This is a genomic window from Pseudomonas sp. TR47 (genome assembly GCF_044143025.1).
GTDB lineage: Bacteria > Pseudomonadota > Gammaproteobacteria > Pseudomonadales > Pseudomonadaceae > Aquipseudomonas > Aquipseudomonas putida_E.
The window spans coordinates 281,621-306,081 of the sequence record NZ_JBHFCS010000001.1 but is presented as its reverse complement, the minus strand read 5'-3'; the positions used below and the strand labels follow the sequence as shown (position 1 = coordinate 306,081).

27 protein-coding genes and 1 tRNA gene are annotated in these 24,461 nt (G+C 61.9%); 22 read left to right on the top strand and 6 right to left on the bottom strand.

Annotation, left to right across the window (positions count from 1 at the left end; translation table 11 throughout):
• Positions 1-165 precede the first annotated feature (165 nt).
• The 7 genes from alaC (at position 166) to ACEWE8_RS01435 (ending at position 4,528) form a co-directional block, all read left to right on the top strand.
• Positions 166-1,374, top strand: coding sequence for an alanine transaminase (gene alaC, locus ACEWE8_RS01465; RefSeq protein WP_046784500.1), 1,209 nt, complete (start codon positions 166-168; stop codon positions 1,372-1,374).
• 153 nt (positions 1,375-1,527) lie between these two features.
• Positions 1,528-1,911 (top strand): YkgJ family cysteine cluster protein, encoded by a 384-nt coding sequence (locus tag ACEWE8_RS01460; protein WP_012316177.1) that lies wholly within the window; start codon positions 1,528-1,530, stop codon positions 1,909-1,911.
• 469 nt (positions 1,912-2,380) lie between these two features.
• Positions 2,381-2,635: a hypothetical protein gene (locus ACEWE8_RS01455; RefSeq protein ID WP_125923423.1), complete on the top strand. Its 255-nt coding sequence runs from the start codon at positions 2,381-2,383 to the stop codon at positions 2,633-2,635.
• Positions 2,628-2,879: a DUF3077 domain-containing protein gene (locus ACEWE8_RS01450; RefSeq protein ID WP_046784498.1), complete on the top strand. Its 252-nt coding sequence runs from the start codon at positions 2,628-2,630 to the stop codon at positions 2,877-2,879. Before ACEWE8_RS01455 ends, ACEWE8_RS01450 begins: the two co-directional genes overlap by 8 nt.
• Before the next feature lie 143 nt (positions 2,880-3,022).
• Positions 3,023-3,586, top strand: coding sequence for a GNAT family N-acetyltransferase (locus ACEWE8_RS01445; RefSeq protein WP_012316174.1), 564 nt, complete (start codon positions 3,023-3,025; stop codon positions 3,584-3,586).
• Positions 3,583-4,122 (top strand): hypothetical protein, encoded by a 540-nt coding sequence (locus ACEWE8_RS01440; protein WP_046784497.1) that lies wholly within the window; start codon positions 3,583-3,585, stop codon positions 4,120-4,122. Before ACEWE8_RS01445 ends, ACEWE8_RS01440 begins: the two co-directional genes overlap by 4 nt.
• Positions 4,123-4,141: 19 nt before the next feature.
• Positions 4,142-4,528: a lysozyme inhibitor LprI family protein gene (locus ACEWE8_RS01435; protein ID WP_046784496.1), complete on the top strand. Its 387-nt coding sequence runs from the start codon at positions 4,142-4,144 to the stop codon at positions 4,526-4,528.
• A gap of 111 nt (positions 4,529-4,639) precedes the next feature.
• Here the strand turns inward: ACEWE8_RS01435 and mnmH are convergent, their stop codons facing one another.
• On the bottom strand, positions 4,640-5,737 hold the full coding sequence (mnmH, locus tag ACEWE8_RS01430) for a tRNA 2-selenouridine(34) synthase MnmH (protein WP_046784495.1): 1,098 nt from the start codon (positions 5,735-5,737) through the stop codon (positions 4,640-4,642).
• Positions 5,737-6,771 (bottom strand): selenide, water dikinase SelD, encoded by a 1,035-nt coding sequence (selD, locus tag ACEWE8_RS01425; protein ID WP_046784494.1) that lies wholly within the window; start codon positions 6,769-6,771, stop codon positions 5,737-5,739. The genes mnmH and selD overlap by 1 nt, the downstream gene beginning before the upstream one ends.
• Positions 6,772-6,894: 123 nt before the next feature.
• Between selD and ACEWE8_RS01420 the strand changes: the two genes are divergently transcribed.
• Genes ACEWE8_RS01420 through phnE form a run of 4 tightly spaced genes read left to right on the top strand, consistent with a single transcriptional unit; the run spans position 6,895 to position 10,125 of the window.
• Positions 6,895-7,749 carry a putative selenate ABC transporter substrate-binding protein gene (locus ACEWE8_RS01420; RefSeq protein WP_012316169.1) on the top strand — a complete coding sequence of 285 codons (855 nt, stop codon included), beginning with the start codon at positions 6,895-6,897 and terminating at the stop codon, positions 7,747-7,749.
• Complete coding sequence (locus tag ACEWE8_RS01415; RefSeq protein WP_046784493.1) at positions 7,746-8,540, top strand: phosphonate ABC transporter ATP-binding protein; 795 nt, start codon at positions 7,746-7,748, stop codon at positions 8,538-8,540. Before ACEWE8_RS01420 ends, ACEWE8_RS01415 begins: the two co-directional genes overlap by 4 nt.
• Positions 8,534-9,361: an ABC transporter permease gene (locus ACEWE8_RS01410; protein WP_012316167.1), complete on the top strand. Its 828-nt coding sequence runs from the start codon at positions 8,534-8,536 to the stop codon at positions 9,359-9,361. The genes ACEWE8_RS01415 and ACEWE8_RS01410 overlap by 7 nt, the downstream gene beginning before the upstream one ends.
• The gene (gene phnE, locus ACEWE8_RS01405; protein ID WP_046784492.1) at positions 9,358-10,125 is read left to right on the top strand and encodes a phosphonate ABC transporter, permease protein PhnE; all 768 of its coding nucleotides are present in this window, start codon (positions 9,358-9,360) and stop codon (positions 10,123-10,125) included. Before ACEWE8_RS01410 ends, phnE begins: the two co-directional genes overlap by 4 nt.
• On the opposite strand, the gene ACEWE8_RS01400 is transcribed toward phnE, so the two are convergent.
• Together ACEWE8_RS01400 and ACEWE8_RS01395 are read right to left on the bottom strand one after the other, a co-directional pair.
• Positions 10,097-11,020, bottom strand: a complete 924-nt coding sequence (locus tag ACEWE8_RS01400) for a bestrophin family protein (RefSeq protein WP_046784491.1) — start codon at positions 11,018-11,020, stop codon at positions 10,097-10,099. The genes phnE and ACEWE8_RS01400 overlap by 29 nt on opposite strands.
• A 199-nt stretch (positions 11,021-11,219) precedes the next feature.
• A complete protein-coding gene (locus ACEWE8_RS01395; RefSeq protein WP_046784676.1) occupies positions 11,220-11,867 on the bottom strand; it encodes a trypsin-like peptidase domain-containing protein in 648 nt (215 codons plus the stop codon).
• Positions 11,868-12,222: 355 nt separating this feature from the next.
• On the opposite strand from ACEWE8_RS01395, the gene ACEWE8_RS01390 reads away from it, so the two are divergent.
• Entirely contained in the window at positions 12,223-13,554 is a 1,332-nt protein-coding gene (locus ACEWE8_RS01390) for a Fic family protein (RefSeq protein WP_046784490.1), read from the top strand.
• A 116-nt stretch (positions 13,555-13,670) separates the two neighbouring features.
• On the opposite strand, the gene ACEWE8_RS01385 is transcribed toward ACEWE8_RS01390, so the two are convergent.
• Positions 13,671-13,755: transfer RNA gene (locus ACEWE8_RS01385), tRNA-Leu, on the bottom strand.
• A gap of 108 nt (positions 13,756-13,863) precedes the next feature.
• On the opposite strand from ACEWE8_RS01385, the gene queA reads away from it, so the two are divergent.
• From queA to ACEWE8_RS01355, 6 genes are all read left to right on the top strand, one after another.
• Positions 13,864-14,913, top strand: coding sequence for a tRNA preQ1(34) S-adenosylmethionine ribosyltransferase-isomerase QueA (gene queA / locus ACEWE8_RS01380; RefSeq protein WP_039602792.1), 1,050 nt, complete (start codon positions 13,864-13,866; stop codon positions 14,911-14,913).
• Between the two features lie 14 nt (positions 14,914-14,927).
• Positions 14,928-16,043: a tRNA guanosine(34) transglycosylase Tgt gene (gene tgt, locus ACEWE8_RS01375; protein WP_162144435.1), complete on the top strand. Its 1,116-nt coding sequence runs from the start codon at positions 14,928-14,930 to the stop codon at positions 16,041-16,043.
• A gap of 45 nt (positions 16,044-16,088) precedes the next feature.
• A complete protein-coding gene (gene yajC / locus ACEWE8_RS01370) occupies positions 16,089-16,424 on the top strand; it encodes a preprotein translocase subunit YajC (protein ID WP_008092587.1) in 336 nt (111 codons plus the stop codon).
• 62 nt (positions 16,425-16,486) lie between these two features.
• Complete coding sequence (gene secD / locus ACEWE8_RS01365) at positions 16,487-18,349, top strand: protein translocase subunit SecD (protein ID WP_046784489.1); 1,863 nt, start codon at positions 16,487-16,489, stop codon at positions 18,347-18,349.
• A gap of 10 nt (positions 18,350-18,359) precedes the next feature.
• Entirely contained in the window at positions 18,360-19,268 is a 909-nt protein-coding gene (secF, locus tag ACEWE8_RS01360) for a protein translocase subunit SecF (protein WP_046784488.1), read from the top strand.
• Between the two features lie 119 nt (positions 19,269-19,387).
• Entirely contained in the window at positions 19,388-19,933 is a 546-nt protein-coding gene (locus tag ACEWE8_RS01355) for a glycine zipper 2TM domain-containing protein (protein ID WP_046784487.1), read from the top strand.
• A gap of 58 nt (positions 19,934-19,991) precedes the next feature.
• Here ACEWE8_RS01355 and suhB read toward each other — a convergent pair whose 3' ends face one another.
• On the bottom strand, positions 19,992-20,810 hold the full coding sequence (suhB, locus tag ACEWE8_RS01350; protein ID WP_012316148.1) for an inositol-phosphate phosphatase: 819 nt from the start codon (positions 20,808-20,810) through the stop codon (positions 19,992-19,994).
• A gap of 150 nt (positions 20,811-20,960) precedes the next feature.
• Here suhB and trmJ point away from each other — a divergent pair, with 150 nt between their 5' ends.
• The 4 genes from trmJ (at position 20,961) to ACEWE8_RS01330 (ending at position 24,442) form a co-directional block, all read left to right on the top strand.
• The gene (gene trmJ, locus ACEWE8_RS01345; RefSeq protein WP_046784486.1) at positions 20,961-21,716 is read left to right on the top strand and encodes a tRNA (cytosine(32)/uridine(32)-2'-O)-methyltransferase TrmJ; all 756 of its coding nucleotides are present in this window, start codon (positions 20,961-20,963) and stop codon (positions 21,714-21,716) included.
• 3 nt (positions 21,717-21,719) lie between these two features.
• Positions 21,720-22,505, top strand: coding sequence for a serine O-acetyltransferase (gene cysE / locus ACEWE8_RS01340; protein WP_046784485.1), 786 nt, complete (start codon positions 21,720-21,722; stop codon positions 22,503-22,505).
• 179 nt (positions 22,506-22,684) lie between these two features.
• Positions 22,685-23,176 (top strand): Fe-S cluster assembly transcriptional regulator IscR, encoded by a 492-nt coding sequence (gene iscR, locus ACEWE8_RS01335; protein WP_046784484.1) that lies wholly within the window; start codon positions 22,685-22,687, stop codon positions 23,174-23,176.
• A 51-nt stretch (positions 23,177-23,227) separates the two neighbouring features.
• The gene (locus tag ACEWE8_RS01330) at positions 23,228-24,442 is read left to right on the top strand and encodes an IscS subfamily cysteine desulfurase (protein ID WP_012316144.1); all 1,215 of its coding nucleotides are present in this window, start codon (positions 23,228-23,230) and stop codon (positions 24,440-24,442) included.
• Positions 24,443-24,461 lie beyond the last annotated feature (19 nt).

Genomic DNA, 24,461 nt, shown 5'->3' with positions numbered 1-24,461 from the left:
GAAACATAAATCTCTGGTTTTCAAAAAATACATCTGAAAAGTTCTAACAAAACAGGATTATGTCCTTTACAGTCATGCTGCTTCGGCATTATCTTCTGATCCAGGCCGCCACATCGGCCAGCGTCGCTCGGACGGTTCCGGGCGCTTACGTACTCAGAGGAAACCATGGCCGACCAAGGTTCGCCGCGCCGCTTTGCGCGCATCGATCGTCTCCCCCCCTACGTCTTCAACATCACTGCCGAGCTCAAGATGGCTGCCCGCCGCCGTGGCGAGGACATCATCGACCTGAGCATGGGCAACCCCGATGGTGCTACCCCGCCGCACATCGTCGAGAAGCTGGTGCAAGTCGCCCAGCGTGATGACACCCATGGCTACTCAACCTCTCGCGGCATCCCGCGGCTGCGCCGTGCCATTTCCAACTGGTACAAGGAGCGCTATGAGGTCGACATCGACCCGGAAAGCGAAGCCATCGTCACCATCGGCTCCAAAGAGGGCCTGGCGCACCTGATGCTCGGTACCCTCGACCATGGTGACACCGTGCTGGTGCCCAACCCGAGCTACCCGATCCACATCTACGGCGCAGTGATCGCCGGTGCCCAGGTGCGTTCGGTGCCGCTGGTGCCCGGTGTCGACTTCTTCAATGAACTCGAGCGGGCGATCCGCGAGTCCATCCCCAAGCCGAAGATGATGATCCTCGGCTTCCCGTCCAACCCCACTGCCCAATGCGTGGAGCTGGACTTCTTCGAGCGCGTGGTGGCCTTGGCCAAGCAGTATGACGTGCTGGTGGTGCACGACCTGGCCTACGCCGATATCGTCTACGACGGCTGGAAGGCACCGTCGATCATGCAGGTACCGGGTGCCAAGGACATTGCCGTGGAGTTTTTCACGCTGTCCAAGAGCTACAACATGGCCGGCTGGCGGATCGGTTTCATGGTCGGCAACCCTGAGCTGGTCAGCGCCCTGGCGCGAATCAAGAGCTACCACGACTACGGCACGTTCACCCCCTTGCAGGTCGCGGCGATCGCGGCGCTCGAAGGTGACCAGCAGTGTGTGCGCGACATCGCCGAGCAGTACCGCCAGCGCCGCAACCTGTTGGTCAAAGGCCTGCACGAGCTGGGCTGGATGGTCGAAAACCCCAAGGCGTCGATGTATGTCTGGGCCAAGATACCCGAGCAGTACGCCCACCTGGGGTCGTTGGAATTTGCCAAGAAGCTGCTGGCTGAAGCCAAGGTGTGTGTCTCGCCGGGCATCGGTTTTGGCGATTACGGTGATGACCACGTGCGCTTCGCCCTGATCGAAAACCAGGACCGGATTCGCCAGGCGATACGGGGCATCCGGCAGATGTTCCGGGCTGATGGCCTGAGCCGCAAATAGTGCAGTTTCAGGGGCCGCCATGCGGCCCCTGATGTTTGCCGGATCGACGGCAAACTATTTTTCGTTGCCCCTCTTCTCAGCCGACCTGGCTTCGATTACAAATGGCGCCGCGGGCCAGCCCCGATAACAATAACCTTCCCCCTCCGTGCCATCATGTCCGAATACAACCCTTGCCTTGACTGCGGCGCCTGCTGCGGGTACTTCCGTGTGTCCTTCTTCTGGGGCGAATGCCAGTCAGCCGGTGGCGTTGTGCCCGATGACCTGGTGGTGCAGATCAACCCAACCCGGGTAGCCATGATCGGCACCGATGCCAAGCCGTGCCGCTGCGTCAGCCTCAAGGGCGAGATCGGCACCGAGGTGGCGTGCACCATTTACGCCAACCGTTCCAGCCCTTGCCGTGAGTTCGAAGCGTCGTGGGAGGGGGGCGTACACAACCCCAGTTGCGACGATGCACGTGCTGCTTATGGTTTGCCGCCGCTGACGCCACCGGGGGCCAACGAGCCGCATTGGCCGGATGACGGGGCCGAGGTGGCCTGACCACCGGCGACACGGTCATCGTAGGAGCGGCCTTGTGTCGCGAAAGGGCCGCAAAGCGGCCCCAGCGATACCTGTGGCGACGCTAAAATCCTGAGGGCGCTTCGCCCCCTTTCGCGACACAAGGCCGCTCCTACAACAATCGCATCGCCAGTCATGTGTAAGAAGTTTCTGAACCTGAAACCAAATGCTTCAGAAAGACGGGCTTGGCGAATTATCCTACGATGCGTGTCGGATGCCGCCTGATAGGCGGGGAAGGACTACAGCGATAACTTCACGGTTCGCCCATATGGCGAGCGAGTGTGAGAACTCGTTGTTGGTAGTCGGCCGTTTTTATGGCAGCTGTGCGCGTGCAGGCTTAGGCCTGACCGTGGTGACTCCAACACGGGCTTCTCACCTCGCGCACGGCTGCCACCCCAATCTGTGAGAAGGACCAGGGTGGTTGCTCCTAGAAATGTCATTGGAGTTCACCATGAAAAAAATCGTACCCGATCCACCCGACAGCTTCCCCATTCCCTACATCTCGATAATCGCCGACCTTTCCCTTGAAGACGCCAAGGCCCATGCCGCCGCCCTCATGGACAGCCTTTCGCGCACCATCGAGCTCTACCTCAGCACCGTGGGCGAAGACCAACGCAAGGTGGTGCTGGATAACATGGGCATCCACACCGAGCTCCTGCGGGCCCTTTTCGGCCATATGAGCACGTTGGAGAGGGCGCATGAGTGATGGCCTGAAAGCGCGAACCACGGTTGGCCAAGAGACGTTTCTCGATCTGTATGCCATCCAGCCGGGAGTGCCGCTCGATCACGCGTTTGACGAACTGTCCGTTCTGCTTGGGTGCATTCGGCACTTGAGTGAGGAAGCCGAGATGGAGGGCAACCTCGTTGCCGGCAGCGCCGCGCGCATTCTAAGTGCCATGGCCAAGGCGCTGATCAATGACATGGAAATGGGCTTGAACCGCGGGGCCTGAAGCGTGTTCGCCCAGCGCACTTGAGATCGAGCGCCGCCCGCGCGGCGCTCAGTCTTCAATACCCCCTGAAACACCAGGCATGCCCCAGCCCTCCCACATGACGTTAAACTGTCATTTCCCCAGCAATGGACAGGAGATGCGGCGTGACCCCACCCCGAAGTTTCCCCACCGACCTCTGCCTCGACAGCCCGCGCCTGCAGTTGCGCCCGATGCGCCACGCCGATGCCCAGCAATGGCTGACGATCATGGCCGACCCCGAGGTCATGCGCTATTGGCACCATGCCCCCTGGCAAGACCTGGCCGAGGCACAAAGCGCACTGGCTGCCGACCGCGAGGCCTATGCCAATGGTGACCAGCTCAAGCTGGGCATGTACCGCCGTGACACTGGCGAACTGATCGGCATGGTCCAGCTGTTCAACATCGATGACACCTCACGCCGTGGCGAGATCGGCTATTGCCTGGCCAGCGCAGTGCAGGGCAGGGGCTACATGGACGAGGCACTGACCTGCTTCATCGACTACCTCGCCCATACCCTGCACATGCGCCGCCTGGAGGCCGAGATCGACCCGCGCAACAATGGCTCGGCACGTACGCTGGAGCGCCAGGGCTTCGTCCTTGAAGGCACTTTGCGCGCACGCTGGTGCGTGGCGGGTGAGTTGTCCGACTCGGGCATTTACGGGTTGTTGCTCGAGCCACCCGTTGCATGACGGCTTTTTACCTCACCTTCAGCCTTGCCCTGTATTTGCTCGGCCTGTGTTTCGATGGCGCGCTGATGAGCGCCGGCAGGCACATGCCGGCCTTGCAGATGTTGCTGTACGGGCCATGGGGCGTTCCGTTCGGGCTGTTTCAGTGGTTTGCCAACCCGCTGCTGGCAATCGCAGTCCTTGCCCACCGGCGTTTCCGCCGCCTGGCGCTGCTAGCCGGGTTGGCTGCGTTGTACCTGGCGGCCAGCAGCTTTGGCATCGAACGGCTGCCGGATAACATCAGCTACGCGTTTCAGGACCGTACGGGCTTTGGTGCCGGTTTTTACCTTTGGCTGGCGTCTATCGTGGTGTTCTGCGCAGGGCAGGCATGGCATGTCTGGAAGGCGCGCAGTGCACAGGACATGCCGGGCTGGCGCTGGCTCGACGTGGCGCTGATCGCGGCACTGGCGCTGGCGTTGTATGCCGCCACGCAAATGCCATCGCTGCGCTTTGTGCCGGGCAAGGTACTGATGCCTCCTGAGCAGCCGCAGGCGTTTTGATATTGACCAGGAGATGGTGATGAACAAGCAGTATCTGATGGGGTTGGCCTTGGCATGTTGCATGCCTGTGGCAATGGCCGAGGACAACTCGCCGAGCTATACCCAGTGCATGGACAAGGCTTCCAGTACGCTGGCCATGAGCAGTTGCATCCAGGCCGAAACCCAGCTGCAGGATGCGCGGTTGAACCGGGTTTACAAGCAACTGATGGGCAAGCTCGAAGCGGAGCCGAAGAAGAGCTTGCGCGATGTTCAGCGCCAGTGGATCGCTTACCGTGATGGCAACTGCAAGTTCCACGTGCAAGCCAGCGGCGGGACGATGGCCCAACTCGAAGGCGGGATGTGTGGGCTGGACATGACCCGCGAGCGGGCGGCAGAGCTGGAGCGGGTGCTCAGCCCTGGGCAGTGATGTTGCCTGTGCGGGCGCCATCGCTGGCAAGCCAGCTCCCACAGGTACAGCGCAGAACTCAAGAACTGCGCGGCCCCTGTAGGCTTGCCGGCGATGGGCCGCAAAGCGCCCCTAGCGCTTGCGAGCCTTGAGGTACTCGCGCACCTGCACAGCATCCCCTGCAAACTCCACCCGGTCCGCCTTGGCATCACGCTGGTAGGCATACATCGGGTCGTAGTATTCCTTCAGCAAGCCCTCGATCCACCCCCGGTGCAGATCGATGCCACCGCTGCGCTGCTGCTCATCCAGCGCCAGGCGCATGATCTCGGACAGGCGCTGGTAGCGCTCGCCACCCAGGCGCTTGTGAATGTTGCTCATACTCTGCAGCAGGCGCTCAGTGAACAGCCGGCGCCCGAGTTCTTCGCCATGTAGCGCGACGAACTCGGCGCACAGGTTGACCACGTAGTCACGCAGAATGCGTTCGACACGGTTTTCGAAGCTGTCTTCCAGCCACACCAGCGGGTATTGCTGCATGCCCTGGTACAGCTCCAGCGGCACGGTGCAGCTGCCGACAATACGGCCCTCGTCCTCCAGCACGAACTGCTCGATACCACGTGCGCGTTTCTTCAGCACGTCGATGGCCAGCTTGTTCTCGAAGTCGATCTGCGCCGGCTGTGCGGTGGCGCGTTTGCCGAAGCTTGAACCGCGGTGGTTGGCATGGCCTTCAAGGTCGATCACATTGTTCAGCTGGTGCAGCACATCGGTCTTGCCGGTGCCGGTGAGGCCGCCGACCAAAACGAAATCGCATTGCTCCACGGCCTGCTGGGTTGTATCGAGCAGGAAAGTGCGCAGGGCTTTATAGCCACCCTTGATACGCGGGTAGGCGATGCCCGCTTCGTCGCGCAGCCACTGCTGGACGATCAGCGAGCGCAGGCCGCCGCGGGCGCAGTACAGGTATCCATCAGGGTGGGCCTTGGCAAAGCTGGCCCAGGCATGCAGGCGCTCGCGCTTGATGGTGCCGCTGACCAGTTGGTGGCCAAGGGTGATGGCTGCGGCCTGGCCCTGCTGCTTGTAGCAGGTACCGACCTTTTGCCGCTCCTGGTCGGTCATCAGCGGCAGGTTGACGACGCCAGGGAAGGCGCCCTTGGCAAATTCGACGGGCGCACGCATGTCCATCATCGGCACGTCGTCGAGGAACAGCTGGCGAAAGTCGGTGCAGTCGTGGCGCATCAGTTCACCTCGACTGCGTGGCTCTGTCGCTCGGCCAGCAGGCCGATCGGCGCAAGGTCCAGGCCAAGGTCGGCGGCAACGGCAAGGAACGCCTGTTCACCTTCGGGGGTGACCGCCACCAGCAGGCCGCCGCTGGTCTGCGGGTCGCACAGCAGGTGCTTCTGATCGTCGGTCAGCGCGCCGATCTTGTGCCCGTAGCTGTCGAAGTTGCGCAGGGTACCGCCGGGGATGCAGCCCTCGGCCATGTAGTGCTCGATGCTCGGCAGCCGCGGGACGGCCGCGTAGTCCAGGTGCGCGGTCAGCCCGCTGCCCTCGGCCAGCTCGACCAGGTGGCCGAGCAGGCCGAAACCGGTCACGTCGGTCATCGCCTTGACCCCGTCGAGCTTGCCAAAGCGGCTGCCGGGGGTGTTGAGGGTGCACATCCAGTCACGGGCCAAGCCTTGGTCCTGCTCACGCAGCTTGGCCTTTTTCTCGGCGGTGGTGAGGATGCCGATGCCCAATGGCTTGGTCAGGTACAGGCGGCAACCCACTGTCGCGGTGTCATTGCGCTTGAGGTGGCGCTTGCTGACCACGCCGGTGACGGCCAGGCCGAAGATCGGCTCGGGGGCATCGATCGAGTGCCCGCCGGCCAGGGGGATGCCGGCTTCGGCGCACACGGCGCGGCCGCCGCGGATCACTTCACGGGCCACTTCTGGCGGCAGTACGTTGACCGGCCAGCCTAGGATGGCGATGGCCATCAGCGGGTCGCCGCCCATGGCGTAGATGTCGCTGATGGCGTTGGTGGCGGCGATGCGGCCGAAGTCGTAGGGGTCATCGACGATGGGCATGAAGAAGTCGGTGGTGGACACCACGCCGCGCTCATCGTCCAGGGCGTACACGGCGGCGTCATCGCGCGAGGCGTTGCCGACCCACAGGTTCGGGTCCGGGGCCTGGGCGCCACTTTCGGCCAGGATCACATCCAGCACCTTGGGGGAGATCTTGCAGCCACAGCCAGCACCATGGCTGTACTGGGTCAGGCGAATCGGCTCGCTCATTACGCACCTCATTTTTCGTGATGCGCGATTGTAGCAAAGCTGGCCTTTGCGTCTGTGCCACTTATAATCCATCACCGTCTGCCTATCGCCGACACTTTCCCCGCTATTGAACCGGAGAATCCCATGCTCAAACGCCCTCTGGCGCTCGCCGCCGGCCTCGTGCTGTCCTGCTGTGCCGTTGTCGCCCAGGCCGCTGATACCTTGCGGGTCAGTGCCATCCCCGACGAAGCGCCGACCGAACTGCTGCGCAAATTCGAGCCGCTGGGCAAATACCTGTCCCAGCAACTGGGCATGCAGGTGAAGTTCGTGCCGGTGGCCGACTACCCGGCAGTGGTTGAATCGCTGGCCAGCGACCGCCTGGATCTGGCCTGGCTGGGTGGTTTCACCTTCGTTCAGGTACACCTCAAAGACCCGACCGCCACACCGTTGGTGCAGCGTGAGCAGGACGCCCAGTTCACCTCCAAGTTCATCACCGCCAACCCGGATGTAAAGAGCCTGGCCGACCTCAAGGGCAAGTCCTTCGCCTTCGGTTCGATTTCGTCCACCTCTGGCAGCCTGATGCCGCGCTACTTCATGCTCAAGGAAGACAACATCAAGCCTGAGGGCTACTTCAGCCGCGTGGCCTATTCCGGCGCCCACGACGCAACGGTGGCCTGGGTCCAGGCCGGCAAGGTCGATGGTGGCGTGCTCAACGCCAGCGTCTGGCAGAAGCTGGTCGACGCCGGCAAGGTCGATACCAGCAAGGTCAAGGTGTTTGCCACCACCCCGACCTACTATGACTACAACTGGACCGTGCGCGGCAACATGGACCCGGCGCTCAAAGACAAGATCAAGCAAGCCTTCCTCGCCCTGGACCCTTCGAACCCGGAACACAAGAAGATCCTCGACCTGCAGGCCGCCAGCCGTTTCATCGAAACCAAGCCTGAGAACTATCAGGGCACCGAGCAGGCGGCACGTGAGGCCGGCCTGCTCAAGTGACTATCACGCTGCTCGACGCGGGCCTGCGCCACGGCCAGGTTCGCGCGCTCGACTCCGTCTCTGTGCGTATCACCCAAGGTGAGCGGGTCGCGATCATCGGCCCTTCGGGGGCTGGCAAATCCAGCCTCCTGCACCTGATGGCCACTGCCGTACAGCCCAGCGCAGGGCGCCTGGACGTGTTGGGTGAGCAGCCTTGGGCGTTGTCGGCAAAGGCTCGCCAGCGTCTGCGCGCCAGGGTCGGCCTGGTACATCAGGCACCGCCCCTGCCGCCTCGCCAGCGGGTGGTGACTGCTGTACTGGCCGGCCGTCTGGGCCAGTGGGGTACGCTGCGTTCGTTGCTCAACCTGGTGTACCCCACCGATGTGCAGGGCGCACGCCAGGTGCTGGCCGAGCTGGGCCTGGCGGAAAAGCTGTTCGTCCAGTGCGGGCAGCTTTCCGGCGGCCAGTTGCAGCGCGTCGGCATCGCCCGCGCGTTGTATCAGCGGCCCGAGGTACTGCTGACCGATGAACCGGTTTCAGCAATGGACCCCGTGCTGGCCGAACACAGCCTGGCCCTGCTCAACCGCCATGCCCAAGCCTACGGCGTGACGCTGGTAGCCAGCCTGCATGCAGTGGACCTGGCCTTGGCACATTTCCCGCGGGTTATCGGCATTCGTGAGGGCCGAGTGGCGTTCGACTGCTCTGCCGAGGCTGTGACCGAGCAGATGCTCGATGCGCTCTACGCCAACGAGCAGCTGGGGTCGCCACTGCCCCAGGCCCCGACCCTGGCTGTGCAGATTCCGCGATGCTGAAGGCCAGCGCCCGCGATCCGGCGTTTGTGCCGCGCCTGTTGGTCGCCCTGGTTGCGCTGGCCCTGCTGTGGCCAGGGGCGCAGTTGAGCGAGCTGAACCCGGGCGTGCTGCTGCAAGCGGAAAACCGCCAGCAGATTGCCAGCTTCACCAGCGCCTTCTGGCCGCCGGCGCATGATGGCGAATTTCTCGAACTGCTGTACGAGGCGACCCTGCAGACATTGGCTGTAGCCACTGCCGGCATGGTACTGGCGCTGCTGCTGGCGGTCCCGGCGAGCCTGCTGGCCAGCCGTGCCTTGTCGTTGCGCGCGGCCTCTCGTGGTGGCCGTTCCGGCGCCTGGTCCCGCCTGCTAAGGATGCCGGTGCGCGGGCTGTTGATTTTCCTGCGCAGTGTGCCCGAGATCGTCTGGGCGTTGCTGTTCGTGCGTGCGGTAGGGCTGGGGCCGACGGCGGGGGTGCTGGCCATCGCCATCACCTACAGCGGCATGCTCGGCAAGGTCTATGCCGAAATTTTCGAATCGGTCGACCAGCGCCCGGCGCATGCCCTGCTGCAAGCGGGCAGTGGCCGGCTAACGGCGTTCTTCTACGGCATCCTGCCCAGTGCCGGGACGGAGCTTGTGTCGTACACCGTCTACCGCTGGGAGTGCGCGGTGCGCGCCTCGGTGGTGATGGGTTTCGTTGGTGCCGGGGGCTTGGGGCAGCAGATCGACCTGTCGATGCGCATGTTCGCAGGCGGTGAGGTAGCAAGCATGCTGCTCGCCTTCTTTGGCCTGGTGCTGCTGGCGGACCTGCTCAGCCGCTTCTTGCGGGGACGCTTGGCATGAACCGGGTGATCAATCTGCTGGTGATGGCTGCCCTGGTTGCCGCTGTAATCGCCTCGTTCAGCTATCTGGACCTGGACCTGCAGGCGCTGGTGGGTAACGGCGGGCTGGGGCAGATGGCCGAGTATGCCGGGCGTTTTCTGCATCCGGACGTTACCGCCGAACACCTGCAAGCGGTGGGGCGCGGTGCCTTGGAAACCCTGGCCATGTCCGGGTGGGGTACGCTGCTGGCAATGGTGCTGGGCATGCTGTTGGCATTACCCGCAGCGGGGCGTTTCGGTTGGCCGCTGCAGGCTGCGGCGCGCCTAATGCTCAATGCCCTGCGTGCCATTCCCGAGCTGGTGTGGGCCGCGTTGATGGTGCTGGCGGCAGGGCTTGGCCCCAACGCCGGGACGCTCGCGTTGGCACTGCATACGGCAGGTGTGCTTGGCCGGTTGTACGCCGAGGCGCTGGAAAATACCCCGGCCGAGCCAGCGGCGGCGATCCGCCTGCAAGGTGGCGGGCAACTGGCGGCGTTCTGCTTCGGCACCTTGCCCAACCTGTGGCCGCAGTTGCTGGCCTACAGCTTGTACCGCTGGGAAAACAACATCCGGATGGCCAGTGTGCTTGGGCTCGTTGGCGCAGGGGGGCTGGGGCAGATGCTCTATACCACCCTGAGCCTGTTCCAGGAGGCCCAGGCCAGCACGGTGATCTTGGCCATGCTGGTGCTGGTGCTGTTGGTGGACGTGTTCAGTGATGTCATGCGCCAGCGTTATGTGCGGGCCTGAATGCATCAGCCCCTAATTCCCCGCACTGCGCTTCACGCTGCATCGACTCCAGGTTGCGCTCGATGGTCTCGCAAATGGTATCCATCTGGATCTGGTGTTCACTGAAGCGGAACGGGCTCTGCAGGTCGGTGCCGATCCGCTCGATGGCTAGCAGCATGAACCCGACCACGGTAGACGCCAGTGGCGTGAACCAGCCCAGCGATTCGACCAGGCCCACGGGCACGATCAGGCAGAACAACGAGATGAACAGCCGCGGAAAGTACACGTAAGGGTAGGGCAGTGGTGTATTGGCGATACGTTCCATGCCGCCTTGGGCGTTGGACAGGTCCACCAGCGTCGACTCCAGCCGCGCCAGGCGAATGCTGTCCAGCCGCCCGGCCTTGTATTCGCGGGCGAGCAGGGCTGCCGAACCGCTGAGGATATCGTTGGCGAAATTGTTCGAACGGTTGCGCCGCTCGAACTCCCCGGGCGGGATGAACGCCATCAGTTCGTCGGGGCAGGCTTGGCCTTTGAGGTGCGCCGCCAGGCAATTCACATAAGCGATATGCCGGCGCAACAAGGTGGCCTTGACCGGGTTCAAGCCGTCATCCGGGTCGTCGATCAGCGTCAGCGTCTGCCGGGCGAAGCTGCGTGAACTGTTCACCAGCGCGCCCCACAAGGTGCGCGCCTCCCACCAGCGGTTGTAGGCGCTGCTGTTACGAAAACTCACCAGCACCACCAGCGCCGAACCCAGCAATGTCAGCGGGATCAGCGGCAGGGTGAACTTGCTGTTGAGGAACAGCATGAAATCGATGGTGACCAGCACGTCCCAGATCAGCAGCCAGAACAGCGACCAGCCGATGTAGCCGAAGGTCTTCACCACCAGGCGATACTTGCGGGCGATGATTTCTTTCACGCGGGGAACCTCGACAGGGGGATGCAGGATCGGACGTCGAGGGTCGAATAAGGTTCGGTGGTGGATGTTGCAAGAAGTTTTGATGCCGCCAACGCGACCCTTTTGCTATCCGGCACCTGCCATGGCAGGTCCCTTTGCATGAGTCGTGCTGGCCTCATCATATGCCAGGCTCAGCGCTGTGCTTGAGCCCAGGTTCAATTCAAGGCTTGGCGGCGACCACGATATCCCCCTTGATCGCGGCAGGCGCGGCCTTGGGCTTCGTTTTATTGGCCAGATACTGGAACCGGCGCCATTCCTTGTCGATTTCGCTGAACGACATGAACACGCTGACACGCTCTTTGTGGGCAAGGTCCGGGCGGTTGCGCGCATCGATTTCATTTTTGGCGATGAAGGCGACATTGATCCCAACGACCTTGCCGTCATCGGCGAACACTGGGCCACCGGACATGCCTTTGACCATCGGGCCATCGTGCACCGAATAGAACACGCTGCCTGGCGTGCCTTGCAGGCGTACCAGCGAAGCCAGGGTGTGGCCTTTGCCCTGCACCGGCATCATCAGGCTGTTGAAGCCGACCGCTGTCACAGACTCGCCCGGCACATACTGGCGCCAGAGCGGCACCCGGGCAGCTTTGTGCTTGAAGAACACCACATCACCCAGCCCTTCATGGACCACGTTGCGCAGGAATGGGGTGTGCTTGGCGGTTACCGCGTAGTCTTCGTTCCACTGGATGGCGGTGGCCATCAACAGCATCGGCAGCGGTGCACCGGATGTGACCACGAAAGCCTGATCGTAGACGGGGTCTGACACGTAGGACGTTGGCACTCCATTGCACCCACTGAGCAGCATCATTGCTGCCAGGCAGGGCACAGTTGATTTCATGATTTGCACGGGTATTGAGAAATGGGAGCGCGACTATGGCTAAGTGCTATTACGCTATCAATACTTTCTGTGTATATCCGACGAATGACATCTTAGGTGGGGGTGACGGTGCTGGCCAATAGATTCCAGACATGGCTGGAGGGCCTGTGGCCATTGGGGTGGCGTCAAAATCTGCGGGCTGAAAAGGGCTTGCATTGATGGGTGAACTGGCCACAGCTCATTGAGCTGCATTGAGCTGCATTGAGCTGCATTGAGCTGCATTGAGCTGCATTGAGCTGGATTGAGCTATATTGAGCTGCATTGAGCTATATCCGGAGACGCCATGACATTGCCAAACAAGATTCTGAGAGTGCTTCAGAACGATCAGAGCCTAAGATCGCGCGAGATCGCCGAGCGTCTCGATGCGAGTTGGTCCACAGTCAAGCGTCACCTCGATGCGTTGTTGGAGGCAGGTCAGGTTCAGCGGGAGAAGGACGGACGCATCACGCGTTATCGCCTGGTCACAGCAGTTGCCCAATTACCAGATAGTGCGCCTGCGCAGCCTCTTTCTGCTGAGCTGCCTTGGTCGCCTGCGAGTCTCGCCCTGCGCAAGTCTTTGACTCGTCCATTGGCAATGCGCGAAGTCGTCACCTATCACCGCGACCTTGTAGACAGCTACCAGCCGAACCAGACTGCCTGGCTGTCACCCAGCTTGACGGTTGTACTCGAGGCTGAAGGGCGGATGAGGGGGCAGCAGCCAGCCGGCACCTACGCGCGCAAAGTACTCGAACCTTTGTTGATTGACCTGTCATGGTCCTCGTCACGCTTGGAAGGCAACCGCTATACGCTGCTCGACACCCAGAGGCTGTTCGAAAGTGGTGTGACGCAGGGGGATCTGGATGCGGTCATGTTGCTCAATCACAAGGCGGCCATCGAATTCATGGTCGATGCAGTGCCGGAATACGGGCTCAACTCAGCCGTGATCCGCAACTTGCATGGCTTGCTGATGCAGGATCTGCTGGCAGACAGCAATGCCCTGGGCAGTATTCGCCAGACAGTAGTGAACATCAGCGGTACGACCTATTTCCCAACCCAGGTGCCCTCACTGCTGGAAGAGATGTTCGAGTTGATACTCGACAAGGCGCGTCAGATCAAGAATCCCATCGAGGCGGCATTCTTCTTGTGGATAAACCTGGCCTACCTGCAACCGTTCGAAGATGGTAACGAACGCACAAGTCGATTGGCGGCGAACATACCGCTGATGCTCTACAACTGCTCGCCTTTGTCGTTCCTTGACGTAAACCCGCAGGACTATGCTCTGGCGATGATGGGGGTGTACGAGCAGCGTGACATGGCGATGGCGGCGGATCTGTTTGTCTGGGTCTATCGCAGGTCGATCAGCAAGTATGGCGTGATGCTTGAAGCAATGGGGGTTCCGGACCCTGTTCGCCTGCAGTATCGAGAGGTGTTGAACGAGGCGATTGGTGCCGTCGTACGTGACAGGCTGACAGCCGGTTCAGTGGTAGCGGGGCTGCCTCTTTCAGAGAACGAGAAAAGGCAGTTTCAGCCTTTGTTGCAGGCTGAACTGGATATCCTGGCGCTGCACAACTGCGCCAGGTATCGGCTGACCATGAGGCAAGTAACGGAGTGGATCAAGGCAGGGCGACCCTCATGATTTCACGTGCCTGGTTATTGAACCCTCGCCCCGTTTTTGCAAGATAGTAGGGAGAGCCCTCTGGTCAAACCACAGGCATAAAAAAACCGACCATAAGGTCGGTTTTTTCCGGATCTTGGTGCCCCGAGGGAGACTCGAACTCCCACTCCTTTCGAAAACGGATTTTGAATCCGCCGCGTCTACCAATTCCGCCATCAGGGCGTGTGGCGCGCAGTATAGAGAGGTGCTTCAGGTCGGTCAATCGGCTTTCATGGTCAATTTTCACGCATTGGGCTAAACTTCCCGGCCCTGCCGAACCCGAACATCATCATGCGCGTCGCCGATTTTTCCTTCGAACTCCCCGATTCCCTGATCGCCCGCCACCCTCTGGCCGAGCGCCATGGCAGCCGACTGCTGGTCCTCGATGGGCCGAGCGGGGCGCTGGCGCACAAGCAATTCACCGATCTGCTCGACTACCTGCGCCCCGGCGACCTGATGGTGTTCAACAACACCCGGGTGATCCCGGCGCGGTTGTTTGGCCAGAAAGCCTCCGGCGGCAAGCTGGAAGTGCTGGTCGAGCGTGTGCTCGACAGCCACCGCGTGCTCGCCCATGTGCGTGCCAGCAAGGCGCCCAAAGAAGGCGCGGTGATCCTTATCGACGGCGGTGGCGAGGCCGAAATGGTTGCGCGCCACGACACGCTGTTCGAACTGCGCTTCACCGAAGAGGTGCTGCCACTGCTCGAGCGTGTCGGGCACATGCCGCTGCCGCCCTACATCGACCGCCCGGACGAGGGCGCCGACCGTGAGCGTTACCAGACGGTGTACGCCGAACGCGCAGGTGCCGTAGCCGCGCCAACCGCTGGCCTGCACTTCGACCAGGCGCTGCTGGACAAGATCGCCGCCAAGGGCGTGGAGCGCGCCTTCGTCACCCTGCATGTGGGGGCTGGCACCTTCCAGCCGGTGCGGGTCGACAAGATCGAAGACCACCACATGCATAAAGAGTGGCTCGAAGTGAGCCAGGATGTGGTCGATGCCATCGAGGCCTGCCGGGCCCGGGGTGGCCGTGTGGTCGCGGTTGGCACCACCAGCGTGCGCTCGCTGGAAAGCGCTGCGCGCGATGGCGTGCTCAAGGCCTTCAGCGGCGATACCGACATCTTCATCTACCCAGGCCGGCCGTTCCATGTGGTCGATGCCCTGGTCACCAACTTCCACCTGCCGGAGTCCACGCTGCTGATGCTGGTCTCGGCATTCGCCGGTTACCCCGAGACCATGGCTGCCTACGCGGCGGCGGTCGAGCAGGGGTACCGCTTCTTCAGTTACGGTGATGCCATGTTCATCACCCGCAATCCGGCGCCACGCGGCCCAGAGGATCAAGCATGAGTCGCACCTGTCGAATGTCCTTCGAACTGCTGGCCACCGACGGCAAGGCCCGTCGTGGCCGCCTGACCTTCCCCCGTGGCACGGTCGAAACCCCGGCGTTCATGCCGGTGGGTACCTATGGCACGGTCAAGGGCATGCTGCCGCGTGACATCGAGGCCATTGGTGCCGAGATCATCCTTGGCAACACCTTCCACCTGTGGCTGCGCCCAGGTACCGAGGTGATCAAGAAGCACAACGGCCTGCACGATTTCATGCAGTGGAAAGGCCCGATCCTGACTGATTCGGGTGGTTTCCAGGTGTTCAGCTTGGGCGCCATGCGCAAGATCAAGGAGGAGGGCGTGACCTTCGCCTCCCCGGTCGATGGCTCCAAGGTGTTCATGGGCCCGGAAGAGTCCATGCAGGTGCAGCGCGACCTGGGTTCGGACATCGTGATGATCTTCGACGAGTGCACACCGTACCCGGCAGAGCACGACGTGGCGCGCACCTCCATGGAGCTGTCGCTGCGTTGGGCGCAACGCTCGAAGAACGCCCACGGGGACAACACCGCGGCGCTGTTCGGCATCGTCCAGGGCGGCATGTACCAGGACCTGCGCATGCGCTCGCTGGAAGCGCTGGTCAATATCGACTTCGATGGCCTGGCCATCGGTGGCCTGTCGGTGGGCGAGCCCAAGCACGAAATGATCAAGGTGCTGGATTACCTGCCGGCCCAGATGCCTGCTGACAAACCTCGTTACCTTATGGGGGTAGGCAAACCCGAAGATCTCGTTGAGGGTGTGCGCCGCGGCGTCGACATGTTCGACTGCGTGATGCCGACGCGTAACGCGCGCAACGGCCATCTGTTCGTCGATACAGGGGTGATCAAGATCCGCAACGCGTTCCATCGCCACGATGATTCGCCGCTGGATCCGACCTGTGATTGCTACACCTGCACGAACTTCTCCCGCGCTTATCTCCATCACCTGGACAAGTGCGGCGAAATGTTGAGCAGCATGCTGAATACCATCCACAACTTGCGCCATTACCAGCGCTTGATGGCCGGTTTACGCGAGGCTATTCAACAGGGTAAATTGGCCGCCTTCGTCGACGCCTTCTATGCCAAGCGCGGGCTGCCTGTGCCGCCTTTGGACTGATTGTTCGCACCATCCTAATTAAAACTTAAGCAACTGGAGTGCCTAATGAGCTTCTTGATCCCCGCCGCCTATGCGGACGCTGCTGCACCCGCCGCTGGCCCAGCCGGCACCGGCTTCGAGTGGATTTTCCTGGTCGGTTTCCTGGTCATCTTCTACCTGATGATCTGGCGCCCGCAGGCCAAGCGTGCCAAAGAGCAGAAGAACCTGCTGAGCAACTTGCAAAAAGGTGATGAAGTTGTCACCAACGGCGGCATCGCTGGCAAGATCGTCAAGGTTTCCGATGATTTCGTGGTTCTGGAAGTGTCCGACACTGTCGAGCTGAAGTTCCAGAAGGGCGCCATTGCCGCGACCCTGCCAAAAGGTACGCTCAAGGCTATCTGAGTTACCGGTTTTTTTTCCAGTCGGGGCGCGCAACGCGCCCCGCGTCTTGAACGGGCGGCGTGATGCTGAACAAATACCCTCTGTGGAAATACGCACTGATCGTGTTGGTACTGGCGATCGGTTTTATTTATTCCGCTCCCAACCTCTACCCGGATGACCCGGCGGTGCAGATCAGCGGTGCCAGCTCGGCGCTGCAGGTGAACCAGTCCGACCTCGACCGCGTCAGCAAGGCGCTGACCGAAGCCGGTATCACCGTCAAGGGTGCAAGCCTGGGTGAGAAGGGCAGCGCGCTGGTGCGCCTGACCAATCAGGAAGACCAACTGCCAGCCAAGGATGTAGTGCGCAAGGCACTGGGCGATGATTATGTCGTGGCCCTGAACCTGGCCCAGACCACTCCACAATGGCTGCGTAACCTGGGTGCAAGCCCGATGAAGCTGGGCCTGGACCTGTCCGGTGGTGTGCACTTCCTGCTGGAAGTGGACATGGACAAGGCCATGAGCGCCCGCCTGAAAGTCTACGAAGGCGAGGTCAAGACCTTGCTGCGCAAAGAGCGCGTCCGCTACCGCAGCCTGCCTCAGCAGGATGGCGGCATCATGCTGGGCTTCGCTGACGATGCCACCCGCGAACAGGCACGTGCCCTGATCCGCAAGAATTTCAGTGATTTCGACCTGACCACCAGCGAGCGTAATGAAACCGCCGTGCTGCGTCTGGCGCTGACTCAGGCGAAAGTCGCCGAGATCCGCGAATACTCGATCAAGCAGAACCTCACCACCGTGCGCAACCGCGTCAACGAGCTGGGCGTCGCCGAGCCGCTGGTTCAGCGCCAGGGCGCCAACCGCATCGTGGTCGAGCTGCCGGGCGTGCAGGACACTGCCGAAGCCAAGCGTATCCTCGGCAAGACGGCCAACCTGGAGTTCCGCTTCGGTGCCGAGCCAGGCGCGTCCAGGGCCACTACCGAGGTCTTCGAGTTCCGTGAGGGCGGCCGTTCCGCCCAGGTCGAGCGTGGCCTGATCATCACCGGTGACCAGGTCACCGACGCCCAGGCCAGCTTCGACGAGCATGGTCGTCCGCAGGTGAACATCCGCCTCGACGGCCACGGTGGCGAGCTGATGAGCCGCGCGACCCGCAGCAACGTCGGGCGCAGCATGGCGGTGATCTTCATCGAGCAGAAGCCGGTCACCCGCTACGTCAAGCAGACGGTCAACGGCGTCGAGAAAGACGTGCCGGTGCAGAGCTTCCTGGAAGAGAAGAAGATCATCAGCCTGGCGACCATCCAGTCGCCGCTGGGCAGCCAGTTCCGCATCACCGGCCTTGACGGCCAGGGTGAATCGTCCGAACTGGCCCTGCTGCTGCGTGCCGGTGGCCTGGCCGCGCCGATGTACTTCGCTGAGGAACGTACCATCGGCCCGAGCCTGGGCGCCGACAACATCACCAAGGGTATCGATGCGTCGCTGTGGGGCATGCTGTTCGTCTCGCTGTTCATCATCGCCATCTACCGCGCGTTCGGTGTGCTGGCCACCATTGCCCTGGCGGGCAACATGGTCTTGCTGCTGGCATTGATGTCGCTGCTGGGTGCCACCCTCACTTTGCCGGGTATCGCCGGTATCGTGCTGACCATGGGTATGGCGGTCGACGCCAACGTACTGATCTTCTCGCGTATCCGTGAAGAGATCGCTGCCGGCATGTCGGTGCAGCGCGCGATTCATGAAGGCTTCAATCGCGCGTATTCGGCGATCGTCGATGCCAACCTGACCACACTGCTGGTCGGCGGCATCCTCTTCGCGATGGGTACCGGGCCGGTCAAGGGCTTTGCCGTCACCATGTCCCTCGGGATTTTCACCTCGATGTTCACCGCCATCATGATGACCCGTGCGCTGGTCAACCTGACCTGTGGCGGGCGTGACATCAAGAAGCTGTGGGTTTGAGGGAGCGACGATGAAAACCATCAATTTCATGGGCGTGCGCAATGTTGCGTTCGCCGTAACCGTGCTCCTTACCGTGCTGGCACTGTTCAGCTGGTGGCAGAAGGGCCTGAACTTCGGCCTGGACTTCACCGGCGGTACGCTGATCGAGCTGTCCTACGAGCGCCCGGCCGACCTCAAGGCGGTGCGTGCCGAGCTGGTCGAATCCGGCTTCAACGAAGCCGTGGTACAGAGCTTCGGTGCTACCACCGACCTGCTGGTGCGCATGCCTGGCGACGATCCGATGCTAGGCAACAAGGTGGCCGAAGCGCTGCAGAAGGTTGGCGGCGACAACCCGGCGACGGTCAAGCGCGTCGAGTTCGTCGGCCCGCAGGTGGGTGAAGAGCTGCGCGACCAGGGTGGCCTCGGCATGCTCCTGGCGCTGGGCGGCATCCTCATCTACCTGGCCTTCCGCTTCCAGTGGAAGTTCGCTGTGGGCGCGATCATCTCGCTGATCCACGACGTGGTGGTGACGCTGGGTATCCTGTCGTTCTTCCAGATCACCTTCGACCTGACGGTGCTGGCGGCGGTGCTGGCGATCATCGGTTACTCGCTCAACGACACCATCGTGGTGTTCGACCGGGTGCGTGAGAACTTCCGCGTGATGCGCAAGGCCTCGCTGATCGAGAACATCAACATCTCCACCACGCAGACCCTGCTGCGCACCGTAGCCACTTCCGTTTCGACCTTGCTGGCAATCGGCGCACTGCTGTTCTTCGGCGGTGACAACCTGTTCGGCTTCTCCCTGGCCCTGTTCATCGGTGTCATGGCGGGTACCTACTCCTCGATCTACATCGCCAACGTGGTGCTGATCTGGCTGAACCTGAACAGCGAAGACCTGATCCCACCGGCCAAGACCGACGGTGTGGATGATCGTCCTTAAGGCATAGCCCTAGCCGTTCGGCGATCGAAAAGGCGCGAGTGTTGAACTCGCGCCTTTTTTTTTGCTCCAAGGCTGGGAGCAGGCGGGTTTACCCCGCGGGTATGAATCAGGAGGTTCAAGTGAATAAATCAATGCTGGTGGGTGCGGTACTGGGTGCTGTCGGTGTTACTGCCGGAGGTGCTGTGGCGACCTACAGCTTGGTGAACAAAGGCCCCGAATACGCCCAGGTCACCGACGTGCAGCCGATCAAGCAGCAGGTGAAAACCCCTCGCGAAGTGTGCAAGGACGTGGCCGTGACGCGTCAGGCGCCGGTCAAGGACCAGCATCAGATTGCCGGTACCGTTGTTGGCGCTTTGGCGGGCGGCTTGCTGGGTAACCAGATCGGTGGTGGCACTGGCAAGAAGATCGCCACCGTGGCCGGTGCGGTCGGTGGTGGTTATGCCGGCAACAAGGTGCAGGAGGGCATGCAGGAGCGTGATACCTATACCACTACGCAGACCCGTTGCAATACGGTCAACGATGTCAGTGAGAAGGTCGTTGGTTACAACGTGACCTACTCGATCGGTGACCAGGTCGGCAAGGTGAAGATGGATCGCGAGCCGGGCTCGACCATCCCGCTGGACAAGAACGGCAAGCTGATCCTGAGTGAAGCCGGGCAGCAATAATCTTGCAGGCACAAAAAAAGCACCTCGCCGGTGCTTTTTTTGTGCCTGCAATCTGCGCTTAGCGCTTCATGTGCTCTGGCAGGTGCGGCTGGATAGCGGTCAGCACGGCCTTGAAGCACTTGATGTTGCCGGCAACGATGTGGCCTTTGTCGAGGAAGTCGTGGCCACCGTTGAAGTCGCTCACCAGGCCGCCTGCTTCCTGGATCAGCAGCACACCGGCTGCCATGTCCCACTCGGACAGGCCCGACTCCCAGAAGGCGTCGAAGCGGCCGGCGGCCACGTAGGCCAGGTCCAGGCTGGCGGAGCCGGCGCGGCGGATGCCGGCAGTCTGGCCAGTCAGGGCGCGGAACATGCCCAGGTAGTTGTCCAGGTCGGCCATCTGGCTGTCACGGAACGGGAAGCCGGTGCCCAGCAGGGCGCCGTCCAGGCTGGTGCGCGAGCTGACGCGCAGGCGACGGCCATTGAGCTGGGCGCCACGGCCACGGCTGGCGGTGAACTCTTCCTGGCGTACCGGGTCGAGAACGACGGCGTGTTCAATGCGGCCACGGTATTTGCAGGCAATGCTGACGGCGAAGTGCGGGATGCCGCGCAGGAAGTTGGTGGTACCGTCCAGTGGGTCGATGATCCACAGGTAGTCCTTGCCTTCTTCGCCGGTGCCCGCGTGCATGCCCGTCTCTTCACCCTGAATGGAGTGGTTCGGGTAGGCCTTGCGCAGTGCGTCGACGATCTTCTGCTCGGCGGCGCGATCAACCTCGGAAACGTAGTCCTTAGCCTCTTTCTCGTCCACCTTGATGCTATCCAGGCGTTCGATGGAGCGGAAAATCAGTTCACTGGCGCTGCGAGCGGCGCGCAGGGCGATATTCAGCATAGGCTGCATGGGCGGGTCACCTGGAGATGTTAAAGAAGAAAGCCGAACATTCTAGCAGAAAAGTTTGGCGGCAGAAGTGTCACATTTGCTTTCATGGCGTTACGCTGGTCGGTTCTGTAAGATCGAACCCCCAAAACCCGCATCTGTGAGCACAACACCTTGCTGCAAAATATTCGTGTTGTTCTGGTCAATACCAGCCACCCCGGCAACATCGGCGGCGCTGCGCGAGCCATGAAAAACATGGGCTTGTCGCGTCTGGTGCTGGTGCAGCCAAAAGAGTTCCCCGCCGCAGACGCCAGTGCGCGTGCTTCCGGTGCCGACGATGTGCTGGTCGGTGCCCAGGTGGTCGACAGCCTCGAGCAAGCGTTGGTCGGCTGCAGCCTGGTCATGGGCACCAGTGCCCGTGAGCGCAGTATTCCCTGGCCGTTGATCGACCCCCGTGAATGCGGGGCCAAGGCCGTGGAGCATGCCGTCGGCGGTGAGGAGATCGCCTTGGTGTTCGGGCGTGAGCACGCCGGCCTGACCAACGAAGAACTGCAGCGATGTCACTTTCACGTGCACATTCCCTCGAACCCCGAATTCAGCTCGTTGAACCTGGCCGCTGCGGTCCAGGTGCTCGCCTATGAGGTGCGCATGGCCTGGCTGGCGGTTGAAGGCACGGCGCAGAGAGTCGAAAAGGTCGACGCCAGCGAGCTGGCGACCATGGACGAAATGGAGCTGTTCTATGAACACCTGGAAAAAACCCTGGTGGACATCGGCTTCCTTGACCCCGAAAAGCCCAAGCACCTGATGGCGCGCCTGCGCCGGCTGTATGGGCGCAGCTCGGTGGAACGTCCGGAAATGAGCATTTTGCGCGGTATCCTCACCGAGACCCAGAAGGTCGCACGGGGCGAGCCGCATAAAAGGAAGGACTGACAGATGTTCGAACGTCTGCGTGAAGATATCCAGAGCGTTTTCCATCGGGACCCGGCGGCACGCAATGCCTTCGAGGTGCTGACCTGCTACCCGGGCATGCATGCCATCTGGCTGCATCGCCTGGGCAATGCCTTGTGGAAGCGCGATTTCAAATGGCTGGCTCGCCTGGTGTCGAATTTTGGCCGCTGGATGACCGGTATCGAGATCCATCCCGGTGCGACCATCGGCAGGCGCTTCTTCATCGATCACGGCATGGGTATCGTCATCGGCGAAACCGCCGAGATCGGCGACGACGTCACTCTTTACCAAGGCGTGACCCTGGGTGGCACCAGCTGGAACAAGGGCAAGCGTCACCCGACCCTGGAAAACGGCGTAGTGGTGGGGGCAGGGGCCAAAGTGCTCGGCCCGTTCACCGTCGGTGCCGGGGCCAAGATCGGCTCCAATGCAGTGGTGACCAAGGCGGTGCCGGCAGGTGCCACGGCGGTCGGCATTCCGGGGCGGATCATCGTCAAGAGCGAAGACAGCGAAGTCGAGGCCAGGCGCAAGGCCATGGCCGAAAAGATCGGCTTCGATGCCTACGGCGTCAGTGGCGACATGCCTGACCCGGTGGCGCGTGCCATCGGCCAGATGCTCGACCACCTGCAGGCTGTCGACGAGCGGCTGGAAGGCATGTGTGGCGCATTGACCAAAATGGGCAGTGACTACTGCGCCAAAGAGCTGCCGGCCCTGCCCGAAGATGACTTCAGCGAGATCTCGGCAGTTGCCCCGCGCGACGCTCGGTCGCATTGATCGCGCCGCAGGGAGGTCATACTGGCATGTGGGGCGTGTGCTCACGCCCCTTTGCTGCTACAATCGCGCCCGCCTCCCAGATGCAAACCCGACTAAAGCAGTAGGTCTAATAGTTGACTTAAATGCTCGGGAATAGCATACTCGCTCACATCCTGTAACTCCCGTGGTAACCATTAGCCATGCGACTGACTACCAAAGGCCGATACGCCGTGACAGCCATGCTTGACCTGGCCTTGCACGCGCAGCATGGGCCTGTGTCTTTGGCCGACATTTCCGAGCGCCAGGGCATTTCCCTCTCTTATCTGGAGCAGCTGTTCGCCAAGCTGCGCCGCAGCAGCCTGGTATCCAGCGTGCGCGGCCCAGGCGGTGGTTACCAGCTGTCCCGTGGCATGGAAACCATCCAGGTGGCCCAAGTCATCGACGCGGTCAACGAGTCGGTCGATGCCACCCGTTGCCAGGGCCTTGGGGATTGCCATGCCGGTGACACCTGCCTGACCCACCACCTGTGGTGCGACCTCAGCCAGCAGATCCACGAATTCCTCAACGGCATCAGCCTGGCCGACCTCGTCATGCGCCGTGAGGTGCAGGAAGTCGCCCAACGCCAGGACCTGCGTCGTGTCGCAGGCCGTTCTGCCCAGCTGGACAAGATTGAGACGTCCGCCGTCGACTGACCTTTATTAACAGTGCGACGAGCGACGCCACCGCCTGATAGGAGATACTCAATGAAGTTGCCGATCTACCTCGATTACTCCGCGACCACGCCGGTCGATCCCCGTGTCGCCCAGAAGATGGCCGACTGCCTGCTGGTCGACGGTAACTTCGGTAACCCGGCTTCGCGCTCCCACGTGTTTGGCTGGAAAGCCGAGGAAGCGGTCGAAAACGGCCGTCGCCAGGTTGCCGAGCTGATCAACGCCGACCCGCGCGAGATCGTCTGGACCAGCGGTGCTACCGAGTCCGACAACCTCGCCATCAAAGGCGTGGCGCACTTCTATCAGTCCAAAGGCAAGCACATCATCACCTCCAAGATCGAGCACAAGGCGGTCCTGGATACCGCTCGCCAGCTCGAGCGTGAAGGTTTCGAAGTCACCTACCTCGAGCCAGGCGAAGACGGCATCGTCACTCCGGCCCAGGTCGAGGCGGTGCTGCGTGACGACACCATTCTGGTCTCGCTGATGCACGTCAACAACGAAGTCGGCTCGATCAACGACATCGCCGCCATCGGTGAACTGACCCGTTCGCGCGGCGTGTTGTTCCACGTTGACGCCGCCCAGTCGGCCGGCAAGGTGGAAATCGACCTGCAAAAGCTGAAAGTCGACCTGATGTCGTTCTCCGCGCACAAGGCCTACGGCCCGAAAGGCATTGGCGCGCTGTACGTCAGCCGCAAGCCTCGCGTGCGTCTGGAAGCGATCATCCATGGCGGTGGCCATGAGCGCGGCATGCGTTCGGGCACCCTGCCGACCCACCAGATCGTCGGCATGGGCGAAGCATTCGCCATTGCCAAGCAGGAAATGGCCGCTGAAAACCAGCGCATCAAGGCCCTGAGCGACCGCTTCTTCAAGCAGGTCTCGGACCTCGAAGAGCTGTATGTCAACGGTAGCCAGACTGCCCGCGTACCGCACAACCTGAACCTGAGCTTCAACTATGTCGAAGGCGAGTCGCTGCTGATGTCGCTCAAGGACATCGCGGTATCGTCCGGTTCGGCCTGCACCTCCGCTTCGCTCGAGCCGTCGTATGTACTGCGCGCTCTGGGCCGTAACGACGAGCTGGCGCACAGCTCGATCCGCTTCTCCTTCGGCCGCTTCACCACCGAAGAAGAAGTCGACTACGCCGCGCAGAAAGTCTGCGAGGCTGTAAACAAACTGCGTGAGCTGTCGCCGCTGTGGGACATGTACAAAGACGGCGTTGACATCTCCAAGATCGAGTGGGCCGCCCACTAAGCAGTCGCCGGCAAGAGCG

Excerpts from the sequence above, each read along its gene's own strand:
- iscR (WP_046784484.1), top strand. The coding sequence starts at position 22,685 with ATGCGACTGACTACCAAAGGCCGATACGCCGTGACAGCCATGCTTGAC.
- alaC (WP_046784500.1), top strand. The coding sequence starts at position 166 with ATGGCCGACCAAGGTTCGCCGCGCCGCTTTGCGCGCATCGATCGTCTC.
- selD (WP_046784494.1), bottom strand. The coding sequence starts at position 6,771 with ATGAGCGAGCCGATTCGCCTGACCCAGTACAGCCATGGTGCTGGCTGT.
- ACEWE8_RS01395 (WP_046784676.1), bottom strand. The coding sequence starts at position 11,867 with ATGCTGCTCAGTGGGTGCAATGGAGTGCCAACGTCCTACGTGTCAGAC.
- secF (WP_046784488.1), top strand. The coding sequence starts at position 18,360 with ATGAAAACCATCAATTTCATGGGCGTGCGCAATGTTGCGTTCGCCGTA.
- ACEWE8_RS01330 (WP_012316144.1), top strand. The coding sequence starts at position 23,228 with ATGAAGTTGCCGATCTACCTCGATTACTCCGCGACCACGCCGGTCGAT.
- ACEWE8_RS01435 (WP_046784496.1), top strand. The coding sequence starts at position 4,142 with ATGAACAAGCAGTATCTGATGGGGTTGGCCTTGGCATGTTGCATGCCT.
- ACEWE8_RS01450 (WP_046784498.1), top strand. The coding sequence starts at position 2,628 with ATGAGTGATGGCCTGAAAGCGCGAACCACGGTTGGCCAAGAGACGTTT.
- yajC (WP_008092587.1), top strand. The coding sequence starts at position 16,089 with ATGAGCTTCTTGATCCCCGCCGCCTATGCGGACGCTGCTGCACCCGCC.
- ACEWE8_RS01440 (WP_046784497.1), top strand. The coding sequence starts at position 3,583 with ATGACGGCTTTTTACCTCACCTTCAGCCTTGCCCTGTATTTGCTCGGC.
- cysE (WP_046784485.1), top strand. The coding sequence starts at position 21,720 with ATGTTCGAACGTCTGCGTGAAGATATCCAGAGCGTTTTCCATCGGGAC.
- queA (WP_039602792.1), top strand. The coding sequence starts at position 13,864 with ATGCGCGTCGCCGATTTTTCCTTCGAACTCCCCGATTCCCTGATCGCC.
- ACEWE8_RS01390 (WP_046784490.1), top strand. The coding sequence starts at position 12,223 with ATGACATTGCCAAACAAGATTCTGAGAGTGCTTCAGAACGATCAGAGC.
- ACEWE8_RS01410 (WP_012316167.1), top strand. The coding sequence starts at position 8,534 with ATGCTGAAGGCCAGCGCCCGCGATCCGGCGTTTGTGCCGCGCCTGTTG.
- mnmH (WP_046784495.1), bottom strand. The coding sequence starts at position 5,737 with ATGCGCCACGACTGCACCGACTTTCGCCAGCTGTTCCTCGACGACGTG.
- ACEWE8_RS01455 (WP_125923423.1), top strand. The coding sequence starts at position 2,381 with ATGAAAAAAATCGTACCCGATCCACCCGACAGCTTCCCCATTCCCTAC.
- suhB (WP_012316148.1), bottom strand. The coding sequence starts at position 20,810 with ATGCAGCCTATGCTGAATATCGCCCTGCGCGCCGCTCGCAGCGCCAGT.
- ACEWE8_RS01420 (WP_012316169.1), top strand. The coding sequence starts at position 6,895 with ATGCTCAAACGCCCTCTGGCGCTCGCCGCCGGCCTCGTGCTGTCCTGC.
- ACEWE8_RS01460 (WP_012316177.1), top strand. The coding sequence starts at position 1,528 with ATGTCCGAATACAACCCTTGCCTTGACTGCGGCGCCTGCTGCGGGTAC.
- phnE (WP_046784492.1), top strand. The coding sequence starts at position 9,358 with ATGAACCGGGTGATCAATCTGCTGGTGATGGCTGCCCTGGTTGCCGCT.
- secD (WP_046784489.1), top strand. The coding sequence starts at position 16,487 with ATGCTGAACAAATACCCTCTGTGGAAATACGCACTGATCGTGTTGGTA.
- tgt (WP_162144435.1), top strand. The coding sequence starts at position 14,928 with ATGTCCTTCGAACTGCTGGCCACCGACGGCAAGGCCCGTCGTGGCCGC.